This window comes from Frigoribacterium sp. AC512, assembly GCF_979258295.1.
Window position 1 is genome coordinate 2,470,506 of the sequence record NZ_OZ409850.1, and the last position, 20,240, is coordinate 2,490,745.

Consider the following 20,240-nt stretch of genomic DNA (forward strand, 5'->3'; position numbering starts at 1 on the left):
GGCCCGGGTCGCCTAGGAGGCGTCGGCCTGCGCGCGCGCCCGACGGTCGCCCCGGGACCACCAGACGAGGTCCGCGACGCCCTGCGCGATCAGCAGCACGGCGACGACGGACACGATCAGCGTGATCGTCTCGACCGGCCCGCCGGAGGTGAGGGTCAACAGCTGCACGACGAGTCCGAGCACGCCGAGGACGATCTCGAAGACGGGAGGCAGGACGGTGCCGGTCTTCGTCAGCGTGAACCAGGGGCGGCGGAGTTCGCTCATGGCCCGAGTCTAGGGAGGACGTATCCTCGTCCGGGGCGCCCCGGACGGCGACACGGCACGCCGCCGCCGCGCGGCACGACACAGGAGGCCATCGTGAGGACCAGGCAGGTGCGCGTCGACCCCGACGTCCCGAACTGGCTGCTGACGAAGGACGGCGGCCTCGTGCGGCCGGTCGTGACCGTCCTCTCCGCCGGGCTGCTCGCGGCCAGCATCCTCACGAGCCTGCTCGTCGGGGGCGGCAGCCTCACCCTCGTCGCCGTGCTGCTGCTCGTCGTCGCCGTCGCGGCGACGGCCTGGGCCGTCATCGACGTCGTCTGGTGGACCCTCGGCGGCCGTCGCCGCATCGTCCGCCTGCCGCGCGACCCGGGCAGCTGAGGCCTCTCCGCCCGACGACACATGCTGCCGAGGGCATGTTCGTGCCCCGCGATCCTGGCAACCGCACAGAGAACTGCGCCGTAAACTCGACCGATGCACCCGACCGGTGCTCACGATCTCTCCGGCTGCCGACGACCACCGTTCGTCGCCCGAGCCGGTGCACACGCCCGAGACAATTCGACAGGGAGTCCCGTTGACAGGACACGCCACGACAGGCGCGGCGCCCACCGACGCCGCCTTCTTCGGAGCCGACGCCGCGACCCTCGAGGCCGACGCCGCCGAGCGCGAGGCGGGAGCCGCCTCCGCGGCCGCCCGCGACGACGACGCCGCGGTCCCCGCGGTCGGGGCAGGCAACGCCACCACGCGCCACCGCAACGTCGCGCTGCTCAGCGTCGCGAGCACCATGGCGACCCGCGTCACCACGTCCGCCAGCATCGACGAGAAGCTGCGCCCGGTGCTCAAGCGCCTCAAGCTGCCGACCGGCCTGCTGCAGCGCGTCGCCGGCGTCGACGAGCGCCGCAACTGGGCCGAGGGCCAGAGCTTCGACGAGGCCGCGATCGACGCCGGCAAGCGGGCGCTGGCCGAGGCCGGCGTCCGACCCGACCAGGTCGGCCTGCTCATCAACACGTCCGTGACGCGGCCGCACCTCGAGCCCTCGGTGGCCGTCCGGCTGCACCACGGCCTGGGGCTGCCCTCGTCCGCCACGAACTTCGACATCGCGAACGCGTGCCTGGGCTTCGTCAACGGCATGACCCTGGCAGCGCAGCTGATCGACGCCGGCCAGATCGACTACGCCGTGATCATCGACGGCGAGGACGCGGACGACGTCCAGGTCAACACGATCGACCGCCTCCTGACCAAGGGCTACGAGCGCGACGACTTCATGAGCGAGTTCGCGAGCCTGACGCTCGGCTCCGGCGCCGCGGCGGCCGTGATCGGCCGCGCCGACCGCCACCCCGAGGGGCACCGCATCCTCGGCGGCGTCACCCGAGCGGCGACAGAGAACTACGACCTCTGCGTCGGCAGCGTCGACGGCATGTTCACCGACGCGAAGGCCCTGCTCAAGCGCGGCATGGAGCTCGTCGTGTCGGCCTGGAAGGAGGCGGCCCGCGACTGGAACTGGCAGCGCATGGACCGCTACATCATGCACCAGGTCAGCGACGTCCACACCGGCGCCTTCGTCAAGGCCGCGGGCATCGACCGCAAGCGCGTCCCGCTCACCTACCCCACCCTCGGCAACGTCGGCCCGGCGTCGATCCCGATCACCCTCGTCGAGGAGTCGCGGACCCTCACCAAGGGCGACCGCGTGCTGCTGATGGGCGTCGGCTCGGGCATCAACACCGCGATGATGGAGCTCGCCTGGTGAGTCGCCTGCCCTCGGCCGCGCGGGCGACGTCGCCCGCGACGCTCCCCCCGGCCGGGCTCGACGGCCTCGACCCGTCGTGGTCGCGGCTGGTGACCGTGCCCGCAGGAGGCGCCGAGCGCGTCGAGCGCACCTGGCACCTCCTCGACAACGCCGCCGCTCTCGAGGCACTCGGGGCGGAGCCCGTCGGGACCGTCCTCTGCGTGCACGGCAACCCGACGTGGTCCTACCTCTGGCGACGCCTCGTGGCGCAGTCCACCGAGGCCGCCTCAGCTGGCCGGCCTGCGTGGCGCGTCGTCGCCGTCGACCAGCTCGACATGGGCTTCTCCGAGCGGACCGGCGTCGAGCGGGGCCTGCCGCAGCGGGTCGCCGACCTCGCCGCGCTCACCGACGAGCTCGGCCTCGACGGCCCCGTCGTCACGCTCGGCCACGACTGGGGCGGAGTGGTCTCGATGGGCTGGGCGGTCGACCACCCAGGCCAGCTCGCCGCGGTCACGATGCTCAACACGGCGATCCACCAGCCGGCCGACGAGCCGATCCCGGCGCCCCTCCGCCTGACGCTCGCCCGCGGCGTCCTCGGACGCGCGACCGTCGCGACGTCCGGGTTCATCGACGTGACGCTGGGACTCGCCCACCCGCGGCTCATGGACACCGTCCGTGCCGGTTACCGCGCGCCCTACCTGTCGGCGGCGCGACGCGGCGGCGTCGGCGGGTTCGTGGCCGACATCCCCGTCGACCAGCAGCACCCGAGCCGTGCCGAGCTCGACCGGATAGCGGCCGCCCTGCGCGACCTCACCGTGTCGAGCCTGATGCTCTGGGGCCCGCGCGACCCGATCTTCGGCGACCGCTACCTCGACGACCTCGCCGACCGCCTCCCGCACGCCGACGTTCACCGCTTCGAGGGCGCCGGGCACATGATCGCCGAGGACGTCGACTACGCGGCCGCCGTGCTGACCTGGCTGGGCGACCGGTTCCCCGAGGGGCCGACGCGCGCCTCCTCGTCCGCTGACGGCCGTGCCTCCTCGACCGGCGGCGGTGCCGCGTCGTCAGCCGCAGACCTGACGGGGACGGCGGCGACGACCGCCGAGGAGGTGCGGGGCACCGTCCAGGACCGCCCGCTCTGGTCGTACCTCGACTCCCTGGCCGACAGCCCGGAGGCCGCCCTGATCGAGATGGTGCCGCACGGCGCCGCGCGCGGCTCCGGCCCCCGCCGGGTCAGCTGGCAGCTGCTCAGCCGACGCGTGCACGAGATCGCGCTCGGCCTCCGCAAGCACGGCGTGCGCCCGGGCGACCGGGTGTCGCTGCTCGTGCAGCCCGGGGCCGACCTCACCGCCGTGCTCTACGCCTGCGTTCGGATCGGGGCCGTGGTCGTCGTCGCCGACGCCGGGCTCGGCGTCCGCGGGCTCACCCGCGCCGTGCGCGGCGCCTGGCCCGACCACGTCATCGGCCAGCTGCCCGGCCTGACGGCGGCGCGTGCCCTCGGCTGGCCGGGACGCGTCGTCTCGACCCAGCGCCTCTCGCCCGTGCTGGCGCGCTCGCTCGGCGTCGAGACCTCGCTGCCCGAGATCGCCGCCCTCGGCCGTCGTGCGCACGACGCGATGGCCGAGCTGCCGGAGCCGCCCGTGGCCGAGGCGCCCGCCGCGATCCTCTTCACGTCAGGCTCGACCGGGCCCGCCAAGGGCGTCGTCTACCGGCACGGCCAGCTGACCGCGCTGCGCGACGCACTCGCGGACCGGTACGGCGTCGGGCCCGGCACCGGCCTGGTCGCCGGCTTCGCCCCCTTCGCGCTGCTCGGCCCCGCGCTCGGCTCGACGAGCGTGACGCCCGATATGGACGTCACCTCGCCCCGCACGCTGACCGCTCGCGCCGTCGCGGCGGCGGCCGGGGCGGTCGACGCGACGGTCGTGTTCCTCTCCCCCGCCGCGCTGACGAACGTGGTCGCGACCGCGGACGAGCTCGACGACGCCGGTCGCCGGGCACTCGCCGGCGTGTCGACGTTCCTGTCGGCCGGCGCCCCCGTCTCGGCGACGCTGCTCGCCGCCGCGGGCGACCTGATGCCCGGGGCGGTGCCGCACACCCCCTACGGCATGACCGAGGGTCTGCTGATGACAGACGTCACGCTCGACGAGGTCCGCGAGGCCGCGAGCGACCCGTCGGCGAACGGGGTCTGCGTGGGACGACCTGCGCCGACCGTGCAGGTGCGCGTCGCTCCGCTCGACGAGGCGGGGCGCGCCTCCGACGCCTTCTCCGACGCCGCCGGCGTCACGGGCGAGATCGTCGTGTCCGCGCCGCACCTCAAGCACGGGTACGACCGGCTGTGGCTGACCGACCGGGCCAGCGTGCGCGGCGTGGGCGACACGACCGGCGTGGGCGGTGCTCCCGTCGACAGCGACGCCTCCTCGGCCGGGTCGTCCGGTCGGTGGCACCGCACCGGCGACGTCGGGCACCTCGACGAGCAGGGCCGGCTCTGGGTCGAGGGGCGCCTGCCGCACGTCGTGACCACCGCCTCCGGACCCCTGACCCCGGTGGCCGCCGAACAGGCCGTCGAGTCGCTCGCCGGCGTGGCCCGGGCGGCCGTCGTCGGCGTCGGACCGGCCGGCACGCAGCAGGTCGTCGTCGTCTGCGAGGGGTCCCCCGCCGTGCGGCGTCCCGGACTCGCGGCCGGCGACCTCGCCGCCGACGTGCGCGCGGCCGTGCTCGGCGCCGTCGGCCACCGCGTCGCCGCCGTGCTCGTCGTGCCGGTGCTGCCGACCGACGTGCGCCACAACAGCAAGATCGACCGCGCGCGCCTCGCGACGTGGGCGGCGTCCGTGCTCTCGGGCGGACGGATGCGCCGCCCGTGAGGGTGCTCGCGCCCGCCTCCGCGCCCGCCGCACCCGCACACGTCGGGCGGGCGGGTTCGTCGTCGGCGGGCCGTCGCCGCCGCCCGTGCTCGACGAACACGCCCGTGCACGCAGCCTCCGCACCTGCAGCACCTGCCGGGGAGGCGCGCCCGTGAGGGTGCTCGTCACGGGCGCGAGCGGCCTGCTCGGCGGTGCGGTCGCCCGGGCCGTCGCGGCCGCGGGGCACGAGGTCACGACGTTCCAGCGTCGACCGTCGGGCGTCGCCGGGGTGCGCGACGTCGCCGGATCGATGACCGACGCCGCGGCCGTCGCGGCGGCGGTGGACGGGCAGGAGGCGGTGGTCCACCTGGCCGCCAAGGTCTCGCTGGCCGGCGACCCGGCCGACTTCGAGGCGGTCAACGTCGGGGGCACGAGCTCCCTGCTCGACGCGATGCGCGCCTCCGGCGTGGCCCGCCTCGTCTTCGTCTCGTCGCCCTCGGTGGCCCACGGAGGCGCCTCGATCGTCGGCGAGGACGCCGCGTCGGCGGCCCCCTCGCGGGCACGCGGCGACTACGCCCGCACGAAGGCCGCGGCCGAGCTGCTCGCCCTCGCCGCCGCGACGGACGACCTGCGCGTCGTCGCCGTGCGCCCGCACCTGGTCTGGGGCCCCGGCGACACGCAGCTCGTCGAGCGCATCGTCGAGCGGGCCCGACAGGGGCGGCTGCCGCTGCTCGACCACGGGGCCGCCCTGATCGACTCGACCTACGTCGACAACGCCGCCTCGGGCATCGCCGCCGCGCTCGAGCGGGTCGACGCCCTCTCGGGCCGCGCCTACGTGATCACCAACGGGGAGCCCCGCACGGTCGCCGACCTGATGGCGGGGATCTGCGCCGCGGGCGGCGCGCCGGTGCCGCGCCTCCGCGTGCCCGCCGGGCTCGCCCGCGTCGCGGGATCGCTCGTCGAGCGCGTCTGGACCGTGCGGCCCGGCGCCGACGAGCCGCCCATGACGCGGTTCCTCGCGGAGCAGCTCTCGACGGCGCACTGGTTCGATCAGCGACGCACGCAGCACGACCTCCGGTGGACGCCCGAGGTCTCGGTCGAAGAGGGCCTCCGCCGCCTGGCCGCCTGGTACGACGCGGGCAGCCCCGCCGTCTGAGCCGGGGTCGGGCCCGACTCTGCACGAGTTGCCGGTTCGCGGGGCCATGCGCGTTCGCGAGCCCCGCGAAAGGGCAACTCACGGGTGTCGACGGGCTAGATGACCGCGTTGCTCCAGCCGTCGGGGTTGCCGAAGCGGTGCGCCGTGATCGACACGGCCTGCTCGCGCAGGAACGGCAGCAGCTCGAGACGTCCGGTCGGCGTGACCGGCGCGGCGAAGACCGCGACGGCCGGGTCGCCGCCGAGCGCGTCGGCGAGGGCCGAGGAGGCGGCACCCCCGTCGTCAGCAGCGGTCACGAGGCGCACGCGCTCGGTCCGCAGCCCGCCCGCCCGGACGCGGTCGTGCCAGGCGTCGTCGCTCTCGACCCGGATCGCGCCCACGCCGAGGCCGAGGCCCGCGACGAACGGCTCGGGCAGGGCGGAGGCGACGGAGGCCGTGAAGGGCGAGCCCGAGCGGAGGGCGGCGAGCAGCACGCGCACCACGTCGGCGAGGGAGGCGCCCTCGGCGGCGCGCACCGTCACCGCGAGCGGGCGGTAGCGCAGCAGGTCGCGCTCGAGGCCGAGCTGGCTGACGTCGCGGGCGACGCCGAACTCGGAGGCCCAGAAGTGCTCGTCGGTGGCGACGGCCGCGGCGACCAGGTCGGCGTCGGCTCCGAGCGACGGGGTCGCGGCGCGGAGGGCGGCGGCGACGGCCTCCGAGGGCCGCGCCTCCTTCGCCGCAGCACCGACGAGGGTCGTGGGCGTCCACGACCCGAGGTGCACGAGGTAGTTCGGGCCGCCGGCCTTGGCTCCGGCGCCGACCGACGACTTCTTCCAGCCGCCGAACGGCTGACGCCGGACGACCGCGCCGGTGATGCCGCGGTTGACGTAGAGGTTGCCGGCCTCGACGCCGTCGAGCCAGGTCGACAGCTCGGCCGGGTCGAGGGTGTGCAGCCCGGCGGTGAGGCCGTAGTCGGTGGCGTTCTGCAGGGCGATCGCCTCGTCGAGGGTCGCGGCCGTCATGACGCCGAGCACCGGCCCGAAGTACTCGGTCAGGTGGAACTCGCTCCCCGCGGCCACGCCCGCGCGCACGCCGGGCGACCAGAGGCGGCCGGTGTCGTCGAGCTGACGGGGCTCGACCAGCCACGACTCCCCGGTGCCCAGCGTCGTGAGCGCGCGCTCGAGCTTGCCCGAGGCCGGCTCGATGATCGGGCCCATCTGCGTCGTGGGCTCGGACGGCCACCCGACGCGCATGGTGGACGCCGCATCGACCAGCTGGCGGCGGAACCGCTCGGAGCGGCCGACCGAGCCGACCAGGATCACGAGGCTCGCGGCCGAGCACTTCTGCCCGGCGTGGCCGAACGCCGACTTGATCACGTCGGCGGCCGCGAGGTCGAGGTCGGCGCTCGGCGTGACGATGATGGCGTTCTTGCCGCTCGTCTCGGCGAGCAGCGGCAGGTCGGTGCGCCAGCTCGTGAACAGCGCGGCCGTCTCGAAGGCACCGGTGAGGATCACGCGGTCGACGGAGGGGTGCGAGACGAGGTGGCGGCCGAGGTCGCCCTCGTCCACGTCGACGAGCCGGAGGACGTCGCGGGGCACGCCGGCCTCCCACAGCGCCTCGACCATGACGGCGCCGCAGCGCTTCGCCTGGCCGGCCGGCTTGACGACGACGCTGCTGCCCGCGGCGAGCGCCGCGAGCGTCGAGCCGGCGGGGATCGCGACGGGGAAGTTCCACGGCGGGGTCACGAGCGTCAGGCGCTCGGGCACGAAGTCGGCGCCGTCGACGACGTCGAGCTCCTCGGCGAGGTGGGCGTACCAGTTGGCGAAGTCGATCGCCTCGCTGACCTCGACGTCGCCCTCGGCGACGGTCTTGCCGGTCTCGCTCGCGGCGACCTCCATCAGGTCGGCCCGTCGGGCGGCCAGCGTGACGGCGGCGGCACGGAGCACCTCGGCCCGGCCCGCGCCTCCTCGTGCCGCCCACGCGGGCTGTGCCGCGACCGCGCCGGCGACGATCTCGTCGAGCACGGAGGCGTCGGTCACCCGCGCCTGCTCGATGAGGTCGACGCCGAGCACCGAGTCGGCCGAGCGACGCTGGATCTCGCGGCCCCAGGCGCGGTTGTCGGCCTTGGCGGGATCGGTGTCGGGCTCGTTGTCGAAGCCGCTGCCGGCCTCGCGCGGCCGGAGTGCCTGGGCGTCGTCGAGCCGGCTCTGCACGCGGTGCGGGGCGGGCGCCTCGACGTCGACGTCGGCGAGCGAGGCGAGGAACCGGCCCTTCTCGCGCTCGAACATCGCCTCGTTCGAGGCGAGCTCGAAGACGGCCGACATGAAGTTCTCGCTCGAGGCGTTCTCCTCGAGGCGGCGGATCAGGTAGCTGATGGCGACGTCGAACTCGCGTGGGTGCACGACCGGCGTGTAGAGCAGCAGCCCGCCGACGTCGGCCTTGACGAGCTCGGCCTGGCCCTCGGCCATGCCGAGCAGCATCTCGAACTCGACGCGGCCGCCGACGCCGCGCGCCTCGGCGAGGAGGTGCGCGAAGGCGATGTCGAAGAGGTTGTGGCCCGCGACGCCGATCTTGACCGCACGCGTGCGCTCGGGCGTCAGGGCCCAGGCGAGCACGCGCTTGTAGTTCGTGTCGCTGGCCTGCTTCGTGTCGTAGGTGGCGAGCGGCCACTCGTGCACGACGGCGTCGACGGTCTCCATGGCGAGGTTCGCGCCCTTGACCACGCGGACCTTGATCGACGCACCGCCCGCGTCGACCCGTCGGGTCGCCCACTCGGTCAGCCCCTGCAGGGCGCCGAGGGCGTCGGGCAGGTACGTCTGCAGCACGATGCCGGCCTCGAGGCCCTGCAGCTGGGGCTGGTCGAGGAGGCGCGTGAAGACCGCGATCGTCAGGTCGAGGTCGCGGTACTCCTCCATGTCGAGGTTGATGAACTTCGGCTCCCGCGAGCGGGCGGCGAGCTCGTAGAGGGGCGTGAGCTTCTCGACGACGCGCTCGACGGTCTCGTCGAAGGCCCACATCGACAGCTGGCTGACGATCGACGACACCTTGATCGACACGTAGTCGACGTCATCGCGCTCGAGCAGCGCCCGGGTGCCCGCGAGGCGGTGCTCGGCCTCGGCGTCTCCGAGCACGGCCTCGCCGAGCAGGTTGAGGTTGAGGCGCGTGCCCTCCGCCTTGATGCTGCTGATGGCCGCGCCGAGCTTCGCGGGCCGGGCGTCGGCGATGAGGTGGCCGACCATGCCGCGCAGCACGCGTCGGGCGACGGGCACGACGACGCCGGGCAGCACGGGGGCGACGACGCCGCCGACCCGGACGGCTCCCCGCATGTACCAGGGCAAGAACGCGGGCACCTGCGAGGCCAGGCGCGACAGGTTGCGGGCGGCGACGCTGAGGTCCTCGGGGCGGACGACGCGGTCCACGAACCCGATCGTGAAGGCGAGGCCCGACTCGTCCTTGAGCACCTGGGCGAGCAGGTGGGCCGAGTCGGTGCTGGGCGCCGACGACGCCTCGTGCGCCCAGCGACGGGCCAAGGCGACGGCGTCGTCGCCGATCGACTCGGGGAGGGCTGCAGCTGCCGGCCGGGCCGGCTGGTCGATGGTGGTCATGCGGTCACGATAAGACCGGAACTTGCCAGGTGGCAAGGTTTGACACACGACCGTAACGTGGCGGTCGGCCGGCGCCTCCTGCCCAGGCGACCGGCGCCTCCTCGGCCCCGACCGGGACCGACCCGTCCTCTGGTGGGCGGCCCTCCCGGCTGGTATTTTCACCTCGTCGCCGAACCAAGGGGTCCGGTGACCTCACCCCACGTCGGAGGCGCGCAGATGGCGATGATCGAGGCCTCGGGCCTGACGAAGACGTACCGCTCGAAGTCGGGCCCGGTGCACGCGCTGACGGGCTTCGACCTGACCGTGCCCGAGGGCACCGTCAAGGCGCTGCTCGGGCCCAACGGCGCCGGCAAGACGACCGTGGTCAAGATGCTGACGACGCTCGAGGTGCCCGACTCGGGCACGGCGCACATCGCCGGGATCGACGTCGTCGCCGACCCGCAGTCCACGCGGCGCACCATCGGCGTCTCGGGCCAGTACGCGGCGGTCGACGAGAACCTCACGGGCTTCGAGAACCTCGACATGATCGGCCGGCTCTACCACCTCGGCGCCAAGGTGTCGCGCGAGCGAGCCCGTGAGCTGATCGACGTGTTCGACCTCTCGGCCGCCGGCGACCGCCCGGTCAAGGGCTTCTCGGGCGGCATGCGCCGACGCATCGACCTCGCGGGCGCCCTCGTGACGAACCCCCGCGTGCTGTTCCTCGACGAGCCGACGACCGGGCTCGACCCCCGCAGCCGCCTCGCCCTGTGGGACATCATCACCTCCCTCGTCGCCGGCGGCACCACGGTGCTGCTGACGACCCAGTACCTGGAGGAGGCGGACCGGCTGGCCGACGACATCGCCGTCATCGACGGCGGGCGCGTCATCGCCGAGGGCACCGCCGACCACCTCAAGGCGCAGGTGGGCGGGCACCGTCTCGTCGTCGCGCTCGTCGACGAGGCCCGCGCGGCCCAGGCGCTCGAGGTGCTGCGACGGCACGGCGACGCCGAGCCGTCGCTCGGCAGCGACGGCCGTCAGGTCGAGGTCGCCGTCACGGACGGCCCGACCGCGCTCCAGCGCACCCTGGCCGACCTCGGCGCCGCGGGCATCGAGCTGCACGACGCCGGCATGCGCCGCCCCACCCTCGACGACGTGTTCCTGCAGCTCACCGGGCGCAAGGCGGGCCCTGACGACGACGCCGATCCCGACACGGGCTCCGTGCCCACCGGGGGCCGGGCAGGCCGCGCCGCCCGTCGTGACGAGAAGAAGCCCGACGAGAAGAAGGAGGCGCGGCGATGACCACGACGACGAGCGCGCTCGCGCAGACCCTCACGCCCCTGGGCCCCTCGGGGGTCGGCACCTGGGCCTCCGACGGCTGGACCGTGACGAAGCGCAACCTGATCAAGGTCAAGCGCTCGCCCGACATGCTGATCTTCGCGGTGCTGCAGCCGATCATGTTCGTGCTGCTCTTCAGCCAGGTCTACGGCGGCGCGATCGCCGTGCAGGGCACCGACTACACGCAGTTCCTGATGGCCGGCATCTTCGCCCAGACCGTCGTCTTCGGGTCCACCTTCTCGGGCGCCGCCATGGCGCAAGATCTGAAGGAGGGCATCATCGACCGGTTCCGCACCTTGCCGATGAGCCCGTCGGCGGTGCTGATCGGCCGGACGAACAGCGACCTGGTGCTCAACTCGATCTCGATGGTGATCATGATGCTCACCGGGCTCGCCGTCGGCTGGCGGGTGAACACGCCGCCGCTGATGTTCCTCGGGGGCATCGCGCTGCTGCTGCTGTTCAGCTACTCGTTCAGCTGGGTGATGGCGCTGCTCGGCATGAGCGTGAAGACGCCCGAGACGATCAACAACGCCTCGTTCATGATCCTGTTCCCCCTGACGTTCATCTCGAACGCCTTCGTGCCGAGCGACACCCTGCCGACGGTGCTGCGCGTCTTCGCCGAGTGGAACCCGGTGTCGTCGCTCGTGCAGGCCGCCCGCACGTCGTTCGGCAACCTCGGCGAGACCCCCGTGCCCGACATCTGGACGCTGCAGCACCCGTACGTCACCGTGCTCGTCGGCCTCGCGGTCATGCTCGTCGTGTTCGTGCCGCTGAGCATCCGCAAGTTCCAGCGGATCAGCTCGAAGTAGCCGCCACCTCGTCGCGCACGGCGTCGTCGAGCTGCTCGGTCGGCACGGTCACGACCGTGCCGATGACGAGCCGCATCAGGTCGGCCACCTGCACCTCGTCGCGTCGGTACAGCCACTGCAGCTGCAGGCCGTCCTGCACGGCCAGCACGACGCGGGCCGCCGACTCGGCGGTGAACCCCTCCCGCAGCCAGCCGCGCGCCTGCGCGACCGCGAGGTACGCCGAGGTCGAGCCGATGATGCGGTCGTAGTGGTCGGCGTAGTAGTCGTGGGCCGGGTGGTCGCTCGACGTCGCCTCGGCCGACGCCGTGATGAACAGCGAGATGACGGCGGGCACGTCGACGTTGTACTCGGCGAGCGCGACCAGCTCGGCCAGGCGCATGCCGCCCTCGTCGTCGAAGTGCTGTCGCAGGCGCTCGTCGCGTCGACGGAGGACGGCCATGAGGAGCTCGTCCTTGGTCGCGAAGTAGTGCATCAGCGACTGGTGCGAGACTCCGCAGCTGCGGGCGATCTCGCGCAGCGAGGCCCCGTGGAAGCCGACCTTGCCGAAGACGGGCAGGGCCGCCTCGAGGATCGCCTCGCGCTTGGCGACGCCCTTGCGGTAGCGGCCGGGCGGGGCGGCGGGCTCGTCGAGTGCGGACATCGGGGCCAGCCTAAGGCGGGCGGCGGACGATCGCACCGCCTCCTGGTCCCCCATGCGCCGAGCGTAGGCTCGCCGCGTGAGGTGGTCGCTGCTGCGCATCCCGGCGTTCCGCGCCCTGTGGGTCGGACGTCTGCTGTCGTGGGTGGTCGGCGGGCTGGCTCCCCTCTCACTGGTCTTCGCGGCCGTCGACCTCGGCGCGGACGCGACGCAGCTCGGCCTCGTCGTGGCGGCCCGTGCGGTGCCGAACGTCGTGCTCGTCCTCGTGGGCGGCGCCCTCGCGGACCGGCTGCCGCGGCGCCTGGTGGCCACCGCCTCCTCGGTGGTCTCGGCCGCCTCCCTGGTCGCTGCGGGGGTGCTCCTGCTGACGGGGAACGAGACCCTCGTGACGCTGGCCGTCGCGGCTGCCCTGACGGGCGCGGCCGCGGCGTTCTTCGGCCCTGCCTCGAGCGCGATGCTCCGCGACGTGCTCGTCGAGCCCCTCGTGCGCGACGGCACCGTGCTCGCACGGATCAGCATGAACGTCGGCCTGATCGTCGGCACGGCCCTCGGCGGCGCGCTCGTGGGCGTCGCGGGGACGGGCAGCGCGCTGCTCGTCGGCGCCGGGCTGTCGGTGGCGGCGGCGCTGGCGTTTGGGCGCGTCCCGCGGTCGGTGACCGGCGCCTCCGGCTCGGGGTCGCTGCTGCGCGACCTGGGCTCGGGGATCGGCTTCGTCGCTCGGTCGCCGTGGCTCCGAGCGACCCTGGCGCTGGCGTTCGTGCACCAGCTCAGCTTCGCGGGCGGCGTGCAGGTGATCGGGCCGCTCGTGGCGGACGAGTCGTTCGGCCGCGTGCTCTGGGGCTTCGCCGGGGCGGTGCAGACCCTCGGCCTCGTCGTCGGGGCCGTCTGGGCGGGCCGGCTGCGCGGGCGGCTGCGCCTCGCGGTCGCGTGCCTGGCGACGTCGGCGCTGGTGCTGCCCCTGGTGCTGCTCGCCGGTGCGCACGTCGACCAGCCGGAGGTGCTGGACGCGCCGTACGTGGACCCGCTGCACTGGGCGTTCTGGCTCTGCCTCGGCCTCTTCGTGTCGAGCGTCGGCCTCGAGCTGTTCACGGTCCCGCTCGACGTGGCGATCCAGACCCTCGTGCCGCGCGCCTACCTCGGCCGGGTCTTCGGGGCCCTGACGCTCGCGACGCTGGCCGGCATCCCGGTGGGGGAACTCGTGGTCGGACCCCTGGCCGGCCGCTTCGGCACGCCGACGGCCCTGCTGGTGCTGGCCGGCCTGATCGCCGTCGTGGCCGTCGCGGTGGCCGTCAGTCCGCGGGTGCGCCGGATCGACGCACCCGCGGTCCTGTCAGCGGACGAGCGGGTCGGTCAGGAGCCGTTCGATCAGCGGTAGTCGCCGCGTGCGATCGCCTCGGCGTACTTGCGCACGTCCGGGCCGGGCTCGTAGTCGATGAAGCGGCCCTTGAGACGCTCGTTCAGCGCGGCGAAGGCGGGCTCCCAGTCGTCGCCCTCGTGCTCGGCCGCGACCTCGCGGACGGCGTCCTGCAGCACGCGGTCGGCGTCGGTGAGCATCTTGTCGCGAGCTTCCTGGTTCCAGGTCACGTCGGTCAGATCTGCCATGGTGCTGTCCCCTACTTCTTCTTCGAGAGGGCCGACTCCTTGTGAGCCGCCTCCGCGTCGGTCTTGTCGCTCTTCACGATGAAGTACGGCTCGTCGTCGGAGGCCTTGAACTTCTGGCCGTCGAACTGGAACTCCTTCACGCGCTTGTCCACCACGGTGCCGTGGGTCTCTCCCTGCGGCGTGTTCCACGTCACGTGGTCGCCCTTGCTGAACGTCATCGTGCCTCCTCAGGCTGTCGGATGCGCTGGACGGTACCCGCGCCTCCTCGGGCCTTCCCGGGCGGGGCACAGGCAGGGCGGCTCAGACGGAGATGCCGCCGTCGGTCGTGATCAGCTGGCCGGTGACCCAGCGACCCTCGGGCGACATGAGGAACCGGACGGTGCGCGAGACGTCCTCGGGGGTGCCGAGGCGGCCCGTCGGCTGCATCGCGGTCAGCGTGCGGCGGGTGTCGTCGTCCATCCAGCCCGTGTCGACCGGTCCGGGGTTGACGGCGTTCGACGAGATGCCGAGGTGCGCCAGCTCGCGGGCGGCCGCGATCACGATGCGGTCGAGGGCCCCCTTGCTCGCGCCGTAGGGAAGGTTGTGCACGGTGTGGTCGCTCGTGAGCGCCACGACGCGGGCCCCGTCGGGCAGCTCGTCGAGGGGAGGCAGCTGCTCGGCCAGCCCCTTGATGCTCAGCCAGGCGGCGCGGGTGTTGACGGCGAAGTGCAGGTCGAAGGCCTCGACCGAGGTGTCGAGGATCGACGAGTCGACGCTCTGCGAGTGCGACAGGACCAGGCCGGAGACGGGCCCGAGGTCGGCGTTCACCTGCGCGAAGAGATGGGCGGGGGTCGCCGCGTCGGAGAGGTCGGCCTGGTAGACGCGGGCCCTCTGCCCGAGGCCCTCGACCTCGGCGACCAGCTCGGAGAGGTCGCCCGGGCGGGCGCCCCAGCTCATGGAGTCGTCGTACGGGTCCCAGGTCGCGAGGGCGAGGTCCCAGCCGTCGGCCGCGAGGTCGCGGGCGACGGCCCGCCCGATGCTCTCGCGCCGTCCGGCGCCGGTCAGGAGGCAGGTCTTCATCGACATGGGGCCAGCGTAGGGGGCTGGCTGCCTCGCGCGACGTTCACGTCCTCCTTCGCCCTCGCGCTCGCTTGCTGTGATCCACGATCGAGTTGCCTCTTTCTGCTGCCTCACGCCGCGCGAGGCAGCATGAAGGGGCAAGTCGCCCGGCTCGTCGAGCGAAGTCAGCGCGGGGGCTCGTCGCCCGAGGTCAAGGCGCGAGGTCGTCGAGCACGGCGGCGAGCCGGTCGAGGTCACGCTCGACGGCCGCGACGTCGGCCGTGAAGTCGGCGTCGGAGGTGCCCGGCCGCCTGAAGAGGGTGAAGACCACTTCGCTGCCCTGGTCGTTGGCCAGCACGCGGAGGGGGTTGTGCACGACGGTGCCGTCGGGGAGCGTCACGTCGTGGTCGAGGACGCCGAGCTCCACGGGCCCGGTGAACGCCACCTCGACGACGCCCATCGGCGAGTCGGCGAGCCACCGTCCGGCCTCGTGCCGGACGCCGCTGCTGAGGCCGGCCGCCCACGACGGCAGCTGAGCCGGGTCGCCCGCGACCCGCGACACGGCGGCGACGTCGTGCTCGATCGGACGGGAGACGTGCACGGCGGGCCAGGTCATGCGGGGACGGTACCAGCGCGCCCGTCGCTCCGCCACGACGATCGAGTTGCCACTTCGTGGGCCTCTGGACCCCGTCAGGCCCCGCGAAGCGGCAAGCCACTCGCCGCTGCGGCGGGCACCAGCGCGTTGAGCTCGTCGACCAGCCAGGCCGTCCGGTCGACTCCGAGCCTGAGCACGAGGGACTCCGAGAACCAGTGCGCCCAGACGTCCTCGACGTCACGCACGGTCACGGCCCCCTCTGCGAGGAGCACACGGGCCAGGTCGAGGGCCTCCGGCTCGTACTCGTCTGCCGGAGGCCCCTCCGGCGTGCCGGGCTCGAGACCGCACGGGTCGACCGCGGTGAGGACGGCCAGGACCGCCGCGACGGTCTGCCGGTGGCGGCGGGCACCTTCTCTCATGTCGTCGACGTCCTCCCCTAGTGCCCGCGTCGCGCCTGCCAGCGGTTGACGAAGAAGACCACGACGCCGAGGACCGCCAGCACGATGCCCATCACGAGCCAGACGGGGTCGTCGCCCGGGCTGCGCCCGAGCATCGCCCGGACGACCAGGAGAAGGCCGACCACCACCGCCACCCACGGCAGGGAGTCTCGCAGAGGGTTGGACCGCAGACGCCTGAAGCGCCTCGGGACCGGCTTCTCACCGTCGGTGCTCTCGCTCATGTGCGCCAGCATGCCAGGCCGGTCGGGCTGGTGGAGCAGCCCTCGGGGTTCGTGGCCGAGCCTCCTCGTCTTTCAGGAAGCTGCGGCGCTCCGGTCCTGATCCGTGCACGGATCAGGAGAACCAGTCCCCCTCTCGCGAGGATCAGGACTCGTCTTCCTGAATGAGGAGAGCAGCAGGAGGCGCGGTGCGGGAGCGCAGGAGGCGGGGGTCAGCGGCCGCGGCGCGGGCGGCTGCGGCCGGTGCCCCGCTGCGGCCCGCCGCGACCGCCGGGCGGCGTCTTCTTCTGGCCGGGCCCCGAGCCGCGACCGCCGGCCGCGCCCTTGCCGCCCGTGCCGACGCCCTTGCCGGGGCCCTTCGCCTTGGCGGCGGGCGCCTCCTGCGCGTCGTCGTCGCGCCTCCTGGACCGGCTGCTGTTGCGGGTGCGCCCGCGGACGACCCCGATGAAGTCGTCGATGTCGTCGTCGAGCTCGCCGATCGGCCAGACGAGCGCGATCGTCGTCGGCGGCACGTCGGAGAGGAAGCGGTGCGTCACGCCCGAGCGTCCGTGCAGCCGGGCCAGCGACTGCGGCATCACGGCGACGCCGGAGCCGGTCGCCACCACCTCGATCGCCTGCGCCTCGTCGAGGACCGGGTCGAGATCGTGCCGTACCTCGCCGGCGAGGTCGGCCAGCGAGAGCTCGTCGTCCTTGCCCGCGGCAGCCAGCGGGTGCTCCTTGCCGAAGCAGACCACGGCGCGCTCCTCGTAGAGCGCGATGGACGAGAAGTCGTCGCCGAGCGCCAGCGGCAGCCGCGCCAGCACCATGTCGACGCGGTCGTCGCCGCGGAGCACGTCGAGCACCTCGGTCGCGTCGCCCGTCACCTCCACGACGTCGAGGGGCAGGTCGTCCCGCCGCTCCTCCCACAGCCGCGACCACTTCGAGAGGGTCACGCCGGGCACGAAGCCGATGCGGAAGGAGGCGCGGCTCGGCTCGGTCGTCATCGCGCCAGGCTACCGGGCGGCCTGCGTCCCCCGGCCCGTGGCCGGCGCCTCCTCCCGTGTCAGGCGCCCGCGTCGCTCGTCCACAGGCGTGGGCGACGCCCCGGCTCCGGCCCGCCCGGGCGGTACCCTTGCGGGATGACCTCGGAGACCCCCAGCGGCAAGAGCCCGCAGACCCTCAAGCCCTTCACGGCCGCGAAGAAGCTCGGGGTGCACCTGCCGGCGACCCCCGAGTCGTTCCAGGCCAGCCCCGTCACCCGCGAGGAGTTCGCCGAGCTGACCGCGAACCCGCCCGAGTGGCTCGCCGAGCTGCGTCGCACCGGCCCGCACCCGAGGCCCGTCGTCGCGCAGAAGCTCGGCGTCACGATCTCGGGCCTCGCCCGTGCCGGCGTCGACGACGCGCTCACCACCGACCAGATCCACGCCCTCCTCGAGGAGATGCCGCAGTGGCTGGTCACCGAGCGCGCCAACCTCACCGAGGTGCGCGACGAAGAGCTGCGCGTCAAGGAACGCGACGCCGGCCGTGCCGTGCTGCGCGCCGAGCGCGAGGCCGCCGAGCAGGCCGAGCAGGAGCGCCGCGGCCTCTAGCCGCCTGCGGGCCCCGGTCCCGGCCCGGGCCGCACCGTCTGCTCCGGTCCCCGGTCCCGCCGGGGCAGTAACGTCTGCTCCATGTCCTTCAACGACGACACCCGCATCGACAGCAGCAAGGTCAAGCGCTCGGGCCGCGGCCGCACGACCGGCATCGCCGCGGGCGGGGTCGGCATCGTGGGCGTCATCGTCGTCGCGCTGATCAGCCAGTTCACCGGCGTCGACCTCTCCGGCCTCGTCGGCGGTGCGCAGGTCGGCCCCGCACAGCAGATCGAGGGCGAATCGCTCGAGGGCTGCTCGACGGGCGCCGACGCGAACGCGAGCATCGACTGCCGCATGGCGGGGGCCGCCGACTCGCTCGACACCTACTGGGCGACCGCTGCGCCCGAGGTCGGCATCCAGGGCTACGCGAGCCCCGAGTTCTTCCTCTTCACCTCCTCCGTCGACACGGGCTGCGGCGGCGCCACCAGCGCGACCGGCCCCTTCTACTGCCCGCCCGACCGCGCGCTCTACGTCGACACCGACTTCTTCGACCAGCTGCGCGAGCAGTTCGGCGCCTCGGCCGGGCCCCTCGCCCAGATGTACGTCGTCGGGCACGAGTGGGGCCACCACGTCCAGCAGCTCAGCGGCGCCTTCGACCGCGCCGACCGCAGCCAGACGGGCCCCGGCTCCGACACGATCCGCCTCGAGGTGCAGGCCGACTGCTACGCCGGCGCCTGGGTGGGCTCCGCGACGACGATCCAGAACGAGTACGGCGAGACGTTCCTCGAGCCCGTGACCCGCGAGCAGGTCGCCGATGCGCTCGACGCCGCCGCGGCCGTCGGCGACGACCGGATCCAGGAGGCGGCGGGCGGCCGGGTGGACCCGGACACCTGGACCCACGGCTCGGCCGAGCAGCGCACGAGGTGGTTCGAGGCCGGTCGCGCCGGGGGCCCGACGGCCTGCGACACGTTCAGCGTGCCGACGAGCGAGCTCTAGCCGCACCGGGGGTCGCTCGGCGCCGCCGGGCCGCCGGGCCGCCGGGCCGCCGGGCCGCCGCGCTGCCGGGCTGCCGGGCCGCCGGGCCGCCGCGCTGCCGGGCTGCCGGGCTGCCGGGCTGCCGGGCCGCCGGGCCGCCGGGCCGCCGCGCTGCCGGGCTGCCGGGCTGCCGGGCTGCCGGGCTGCCGGGCTGCCGGGCCGCCGAGCGGCCGGGCCGCCGAGCGGCCGGGCCGCCGCGCGAGCGCGCGGCAGGATTCCCAGCCCGTTCACGACCCGTCGCGCCTCGGCAGGAGCAGACTCGGCTCACGTCGCGAGGAGGCACGCCATGGTCAAGACAGGCAGAGCAGTGGAGTACGACCGGTACGGGGAGATCGACGAGCTGCACTTCGTCCCGCAGCAGCTGCCGGTCCCGGCCGACGACGAGGTCGTCGTCGAGGTCGTGTGCGCCGGGCTGAACCACATCGAGAACTTCACCCGCGCGGGCGACTTCCAGGACCGCCTCCCGCAGACGTTCCCGGCCCACCAGGGCTCGTGCTTCGCGGGCATCGTCAAGAAGCGCGGCTCCGCGGTGCGCGACCTCGCGGTCGGCGCCGAGGTCATCGGCCACGCCGTGGGCGGAGGCGCGCACGCCACGTGGGTCACCGTCCCGGCGACCGCGGTCGTCCGCAAGCCGAGCAGCGTCTCGTGGGAGGTCGCGGGCGGGCTCTACCTCGCCGGCGCCACCGCCTACGACATCGTCCGCTCGCTGCACCTCGGCGAAGGCGACGTCGTCGTCATCACGGCCGCGGCGGGCGGCGTGGGCCACATCGAGTGCCAGCTCGCGCTGGCCGCCGGAGCCAAGGTGATCGGCACCTGCAGCCCCGGCAACCACGACTACCTGCGCCAGATCGGCGTCACTCCCGTCGACTACGGCGAGGGTCTGCAAGAGCGCATCGAGAAGGCCGCGGGCCGCCCGGTCACGGCGTTCATCGACAACTTCGGCGGCGACAACCCCGCGCTCAGCACCGCGCTCGGCGTGCCCGAGTCGCGCTTCAGCTCGAGCGAGCACCGCCTCGACGTCGAGATCCGGTTCATCACCGCGGAGCGCGGCGACACGGAGCCGTCGATGATCCTGGCGGCGCTCGCGAAGCTGATCGCCGACAACAAGGTGCGGGTCCTGATCTCGGGCTTCTACCCGTTCGACAACATCGCGCAGGCCTACGAGGACCTGGCCGAGCACCACTCCCGCGGCAAGGTCGTCGTCGGCATGCAGCCCGTCGAGACCGGCGCCCGCTCGCACTGGTACCTGTCGGCGAAGGCCCGCACGCTCGCCGAGCAACGCGGCTAGGGCCGGTTCACCGCCGTCGAGTGGTCAGTTCTGGTCCTCCACCGGGCTGGGAGGGACGACAACTGACCACTCGACGCCGGCGCGGCAGCCTGAGAGTCGAGCCGGGGCCGGGGAGGAGAGGGCCGGAGAGCC

20 protein-coding genes are annotated in these 20,240 nt (G+C 73.9%); 10 read left to right on the forward strand and 10 right to left on the reverse strand.

Features of this window, described 5'->3' with window-relative positions; translation table 11 throughout:
- Positions 1-12: 12 nt before the first annotated feature.
- On the reverse strand, positions 13-264 hold the full coding sequence (locus ACZZ97_RS11345; protein WP_123547892.1) for a hypothetical protein: 252 nt from the start codon (positions 262-264) through the stop codon (positions 13-15).
- 93 nt (positions 265-357) lie between these two features.
- On the opposite strand from ACZZ97_RS11345, the gene ACZZ97_RS11350 reads away from it, so the two are divergent.
- The 4 genes from ACZZ97_RS11350 (at position 358) to ACZZ97_RS11365 (ending at position 5,980) form a co-directional block, all read left to right on the forward strand.
- Positions 358-639, forward strand: coding sequence for a hypothetical protein (locus tag ACZZ97_RS11350; protein WP_463473226.1), 282 nt, complete (start codon positions 358-360; stop codon positions 637-639).
- Positions 640-1,042: 403 nt separating this feature from the next.
- Entirely contained in the window at positions 1,043-2,005 is a 963-nt protein-coding gene (locus tag ACZZ97_RS11355) for a 3-oxoacyl-ACP synthase III (protein WP_314104249.1), read from the forward strand.
- Positions 2,006-2,010: 5 nt separating this feature from the next.
- On the forward strand, positions 2,011-4,845 hold the full coding sequence (locus tag ACZZ97_RS11360; RefSeq protein WP_463473799.1) for an alpha/beta fold hydrolase: 2,835 nt from the start codon (positions 2,011-2,013) through the stop codon (positions 4,843-4,845).
- Between the two features lie 151 nt (positions 4,846-4,996).
- Entirely contained in the window at positions 4,997-5,980 is a 984-nt protein-coding gene (locus ACZZ97_RS11365) for an NAD-dependent epimerase/dehydratase family protein (protein ID WP_463473227.1), read from the forward strand.
- Between the two features lie 95 nt (positions 5,981-6,075).
- Here the strand turns inward: ACZZ97_RS11365 and ACZZ97_RS11370 are convergent, their stop codons facing one another.
- Positions 6,076-9,564 carry a bifunctional proline dehydrogenase/L-glutamate gamma-semialdehyde dehydrogenase gene (locus ACZZ97_RS11370; protein WP_463473228.1) on the reverse strand — a complete coding sequence of 1,163 codons (3,489 nt, stop codon included), beginning with the start codon at positions 9,562-9,564 and terminating at the stop codon, positions 6,076-6,078.
- Positions 9,565-9,780: 216 nt separating this feature from the next.
- Between ACZZ97_RS11370 and ACZZ97_RS11375 the strand changes: the two genes are divergently transcribed.
- Both ACZZ97_RS11375 and ACZZ97_RS11380 read left to right on the forward strand, forming a co-directional pair.
- A complete protein-coding gene (locus ACZZ97_RS11375; RefSeq protein WP_463473800.1) occupies positions 9,781-10,842 on the forward strand; it encodes an ATP-binding cassette domain-containing protein in 1,062 nt (353 codons plus the stop codon).
- Positions 10,839-11,687: an ABC transporter permease gene (locus ACZZ97_RS11380; RefSeq protein ID WP_463473229.1), complete on the forward strand. Its 849-nt coding sequence runs from the start codon at positions 10,839-10,841 to the stop codon at positions 11,685-11,687. The genes ACZZ97_RS11375 and ACZZ97_RS11380 overlap by 4 nt, the downstream gene beginning before the upstream one ends.
- Here ACZZ97_RS11380 and ACZZ97_RS11385 read toward each other — a convergent pair.
- Complete coding sequence (locus ACZZ97_RS11385) at positions 11,674-12,327, reverse strand: TetR/AcrR family transcriptional regulator (protein WP_463473230.1); 654 nt, start codon at positions 12,325-12,327, stop codon at positions 11,674-11,676. The two genes, ACZZ97_RS11380 and ACZZ97_RS11385, sit on opposite strands and share 14 nt — an antisense overlap.
- Before the next feature lie 76 nt (positions 12,328-12,403).
- Between ACZZ97_RS11385 and ACZZ97_RS11390 the strand changes: the two genes are divergently transcribed.
- Positions 12,404-13,699 (forward strand): MFS transporter, encoded by a 1,296-nt coding sequence (locus ACZZ97_RS11390; RefSeq protein WP_463473231.1) that lies wholly within the window; start codon positions 12,404-12,406, stop codon positions 13,697-13,699.
- Here the strand turns inward: ACZZ97_RS11390 and ACZZ97_RS11395 are convergent.
- The 7 genes from ACZZ97_RS11395 to ACZZ97_RS11425 all read right to left on the reverse strand — a co-directional run bounded on the left by ACZZ97_RS11395 (position 13,690) and on the right by ACZZ97_RS11425 (position 17,218).
- Positions 13,690-13,926 (reverse strand): hypothetical protein, encoded by a 237-nt coding sequence (locus tag ACZZ97_RS11395; RefSeq protein ID WP_123547884.1) that lies wholly within the window; start codon positions 13,924-13,926, stop codon positions 13,690-13,692. The two genes, ACZZ97_RS11390 and ACZZ97_RS11395, sit on opposite strands and share 10 nt — an antisense overlap.
- An 11-nt stretch (positions 13,927-13,937) precedes the next feature.
- Positions 13,938-14,144 (reverse strand): hypervirulence associated TUDOR domain-containing protein, encoded by a 207-nt coding sequence (locus ACZZ97_RS11400; protein ID WP_463473232.1) that lies wholly within the window; start codon positions 14,142-14,144, stop codon positions 13,938-13,940.
- Positions 14,145-14,226: 82 nt separating this feature from the next.
- Entirely contained in the window at positions 14,227-14,991 is a 765-nt protein-coding gene (locus ACZZ97_RS11405; RefSeq protein WP_463473233.1) for an SDR family oxidoreductase, read from the reverse strand.
- Positions 14,992-15,175: 184 nt separating this feature from the next.
- The gene (locus ACZZ97_RS11410; RefSeq protein ID WP_463473234.1) at positions 15,176-15,580 is read right to left on the reverse strand and encodes an SRPBCC family protein; all 405 of its coding nucleotides are present in this window, start codon (positions 15,578-15,580) and stop codon (positions 15,176-15,178) included.
- 74 nt (positions 15,581-15,654) lie between these two features.
- Complete coding sequence (locus tag ACZZ97_RS11415) at positions 15,655-15,978, reverse strand: hypothetical protein (RefSeq protein ID WP_463473235.1); 324 nt, start codon at positions 15,976-15,978, stop codon at positions 15,655-15,657.
- 17 nt (positions 15,979-15,995) lie between these two features.
- Positions 15,996-16,238, reverse strand: a complete 243-nt coding sequence (locus tag ACZZ97_RS11420; RefSeq protein WP_314102770.1) for a hypothetical protein — start codon at positions 16,236-16,238, stop codon at positions 15,996-15,998.
- Between the two features lie 209 nt (positions 16,239-16,447).
- Entirely contained in the window at positions 16,448-17,218 is a 771-nt protein-coding gene (locus ACZZ97_RS11425) for a LysR family transcriptional regulator substrate-binding protein (RefSeq protein WP_463473236.1), read from the reverse strand.
- A 135-nt stretch (positions 17,219-17,353) separates the two neighbouring features.
- Between ACZZ97_RS11425 and ACZZ97_RS11430 the strand changes: the two genes are divergently transcribed.
- The 3 genes from ACZZ97_RS11430 to ACZZ97_RS11440 all read left to right on the forward strand — a co-directional run bounded on the left by ACZZ97_RS11430 (position 17,354) and on the right by ACZZ97_RS11440 (position 20,108).
- The gene (locus ACZZ97_RS11430; protein WP_463473237.1) at positions 17,354-17,803 is read left to right on the forward strand and encodes a DUF5997 family protein; all 450 of its coding nucleotides are present in this window, start codon (positions 17,354-17,356) and stop codon (positions 17,801-17,803) included.
- An 81-nt stretch (positions 17,804-17,884) separates the two neighbouring features.
- Positions 17,885-18,781 carry a KPN_02809 family neutral zinc metallopeptidase gene (gene ypfJ / locus ACZZ97_RS11435; protein ID WP_463473238.1) on the forward strand — a complete coding sequence of 299 codons (897 nt, stop codon included), beginning with the start codon at positions 17,885-17,887 and terminating at the stop codon, positions 18,779-18,781.
- Between the two features lie 325 nt (positions 18,782-19,106).
- Positions 19,107-20,108 carry an NADP-dependent oxidoreductase gene (locus tag ACZZ97_RS11440; protein WP_463473239.1) on the forward strand — a complete coding sequence of 334 codons (1,002 nt, stop codon included), beginning with the start codon at positions 19,107-19,109 and terminating at the stop codon, positions 20,106-20,108.
- The last annotated feature ends 132 nt before the right edge of the window (positions 20,109-20,240 follow it).

Excerpts from the sequence above, each read along its gene's own strand:
- ACZZ97_RS11345 (WP_123547892.1), bottom strand. The coding sequence starts at position 264 with ATGAGCGAACTCCGCCGCCCCTGGTTCACGCTGACGAAGACCGGCACC.
- ACZZ97_RS11355 (WP_314104249.1), top strand. The coding sequence starts at position 1,043 with ATGGCGACCCGCGTCACCACGTCCGCCAGCATCGACGAGAAGCTGCGC.
- ACZZ97_RS11370 (WP_463473228.1), bottom strand. The coding sequence starts at position 9,564 with ATGACCACCATCGACCAGCCGGCCCGGCCGGCAGCTGCAGCCCTCCCC.
- ACZZ97_RS11375 (WP_463473800.1), top strand. The coding sequence starts at position 9,781 with ATGGCGATGATCGAGGCCTCGGGCCTGACGAAGACGTACCGCTCGAAG.
- ACZZ97_RS11380 (WP_463473229.1), top strand. The coding sequence starts at position 10,839 with ATGACCACGACGACGAGCGCGCTCGCGCAGACCCTCACGCCCCTGGGC.
- ACZZ97_RS11385 (WP_463473230.1), bottom strand. The coding sequence starts at position 12,327 with ATGTCCGCACTCGACGAGCCCGCCGCCCCGCCCGGCCGCTACCGCAAG.
- ACZZ97_RS11395 (WP_123547884.1), bottom strand. The coding sequence starts at position 13,926 with ATGGCAGATCTGACCGACGTGACCTGGAACCAGGAAGCTCGCGACAAG.
- ACZZ97_RS11400 (WP_463473232.1), bottom strand. The coding sequence starts at position 14,144 with ATGACGTTCAGCAAGGGCGACCACGTGACGTGGAACACGCCGCAGGGA.
- ACZZ97_RS11405 (WP_463473233.1), bottom strand. The coding sequence starts at position 14,991 with ATGTCGATGAAGACCTGCCTCCTGACCGGCGCCGGACGGCGCGAGAGC.
- ACZZ97_RS11410 (WP_463473234.1), bottom strand. The coding sequence starts at position 15,580 with ATGACCTGGCCCGCCGTGCACGTCTCCCGTCCGATCGAGCACGACGTC.
- ACZZ97_RS11415 (WP_463473235.1), bottom strand. The coding sequence starts at position 15,978 with ATGAGAGAAGGTGCCCGCCGCCACCGGCAGACCGTCGCGGCGGTCCTG.
- ACZZ97_RS11420 (WP_314102770.1), bottom strand. The coding sequence starts at position 16,238 with ATGAGCGAGAGCACCGACGGTGAGAAGCCGGTCCCGAGGCGCTTCAGG.
- ACZZ97_RS11425 (WP_463473236.1), bottom strand. The coding sequence starts at position 17,218 with ATGACGACCGAGCCGAGCCGCGCCTCCTTCCGCATCGGCTTCGTGCCC.
- ACZZ97_RS11430 (WP_463473237.1), top strand. The coding sequence starts at position 17,354 with ATGACCTCGGAGACCCCCAGCGGCAAGAGCCCGCAGACCCTCAAGCCC.
- ypfJ (WP_463473238.1), top strand. The coding sequence starts at position 17,885 with ATGTCCTTCAACGACGACACCCGCATCGACAGCAGCAAGGTCAAGCGC.
- ACZZ97_RS11440 (WP_463473239.1), top strand. The coding sequence starts at position 19,107 with ATGGTCAAGACAGGCAGAGCAGTGGAGTACGACCGGTACGGGGAGATC.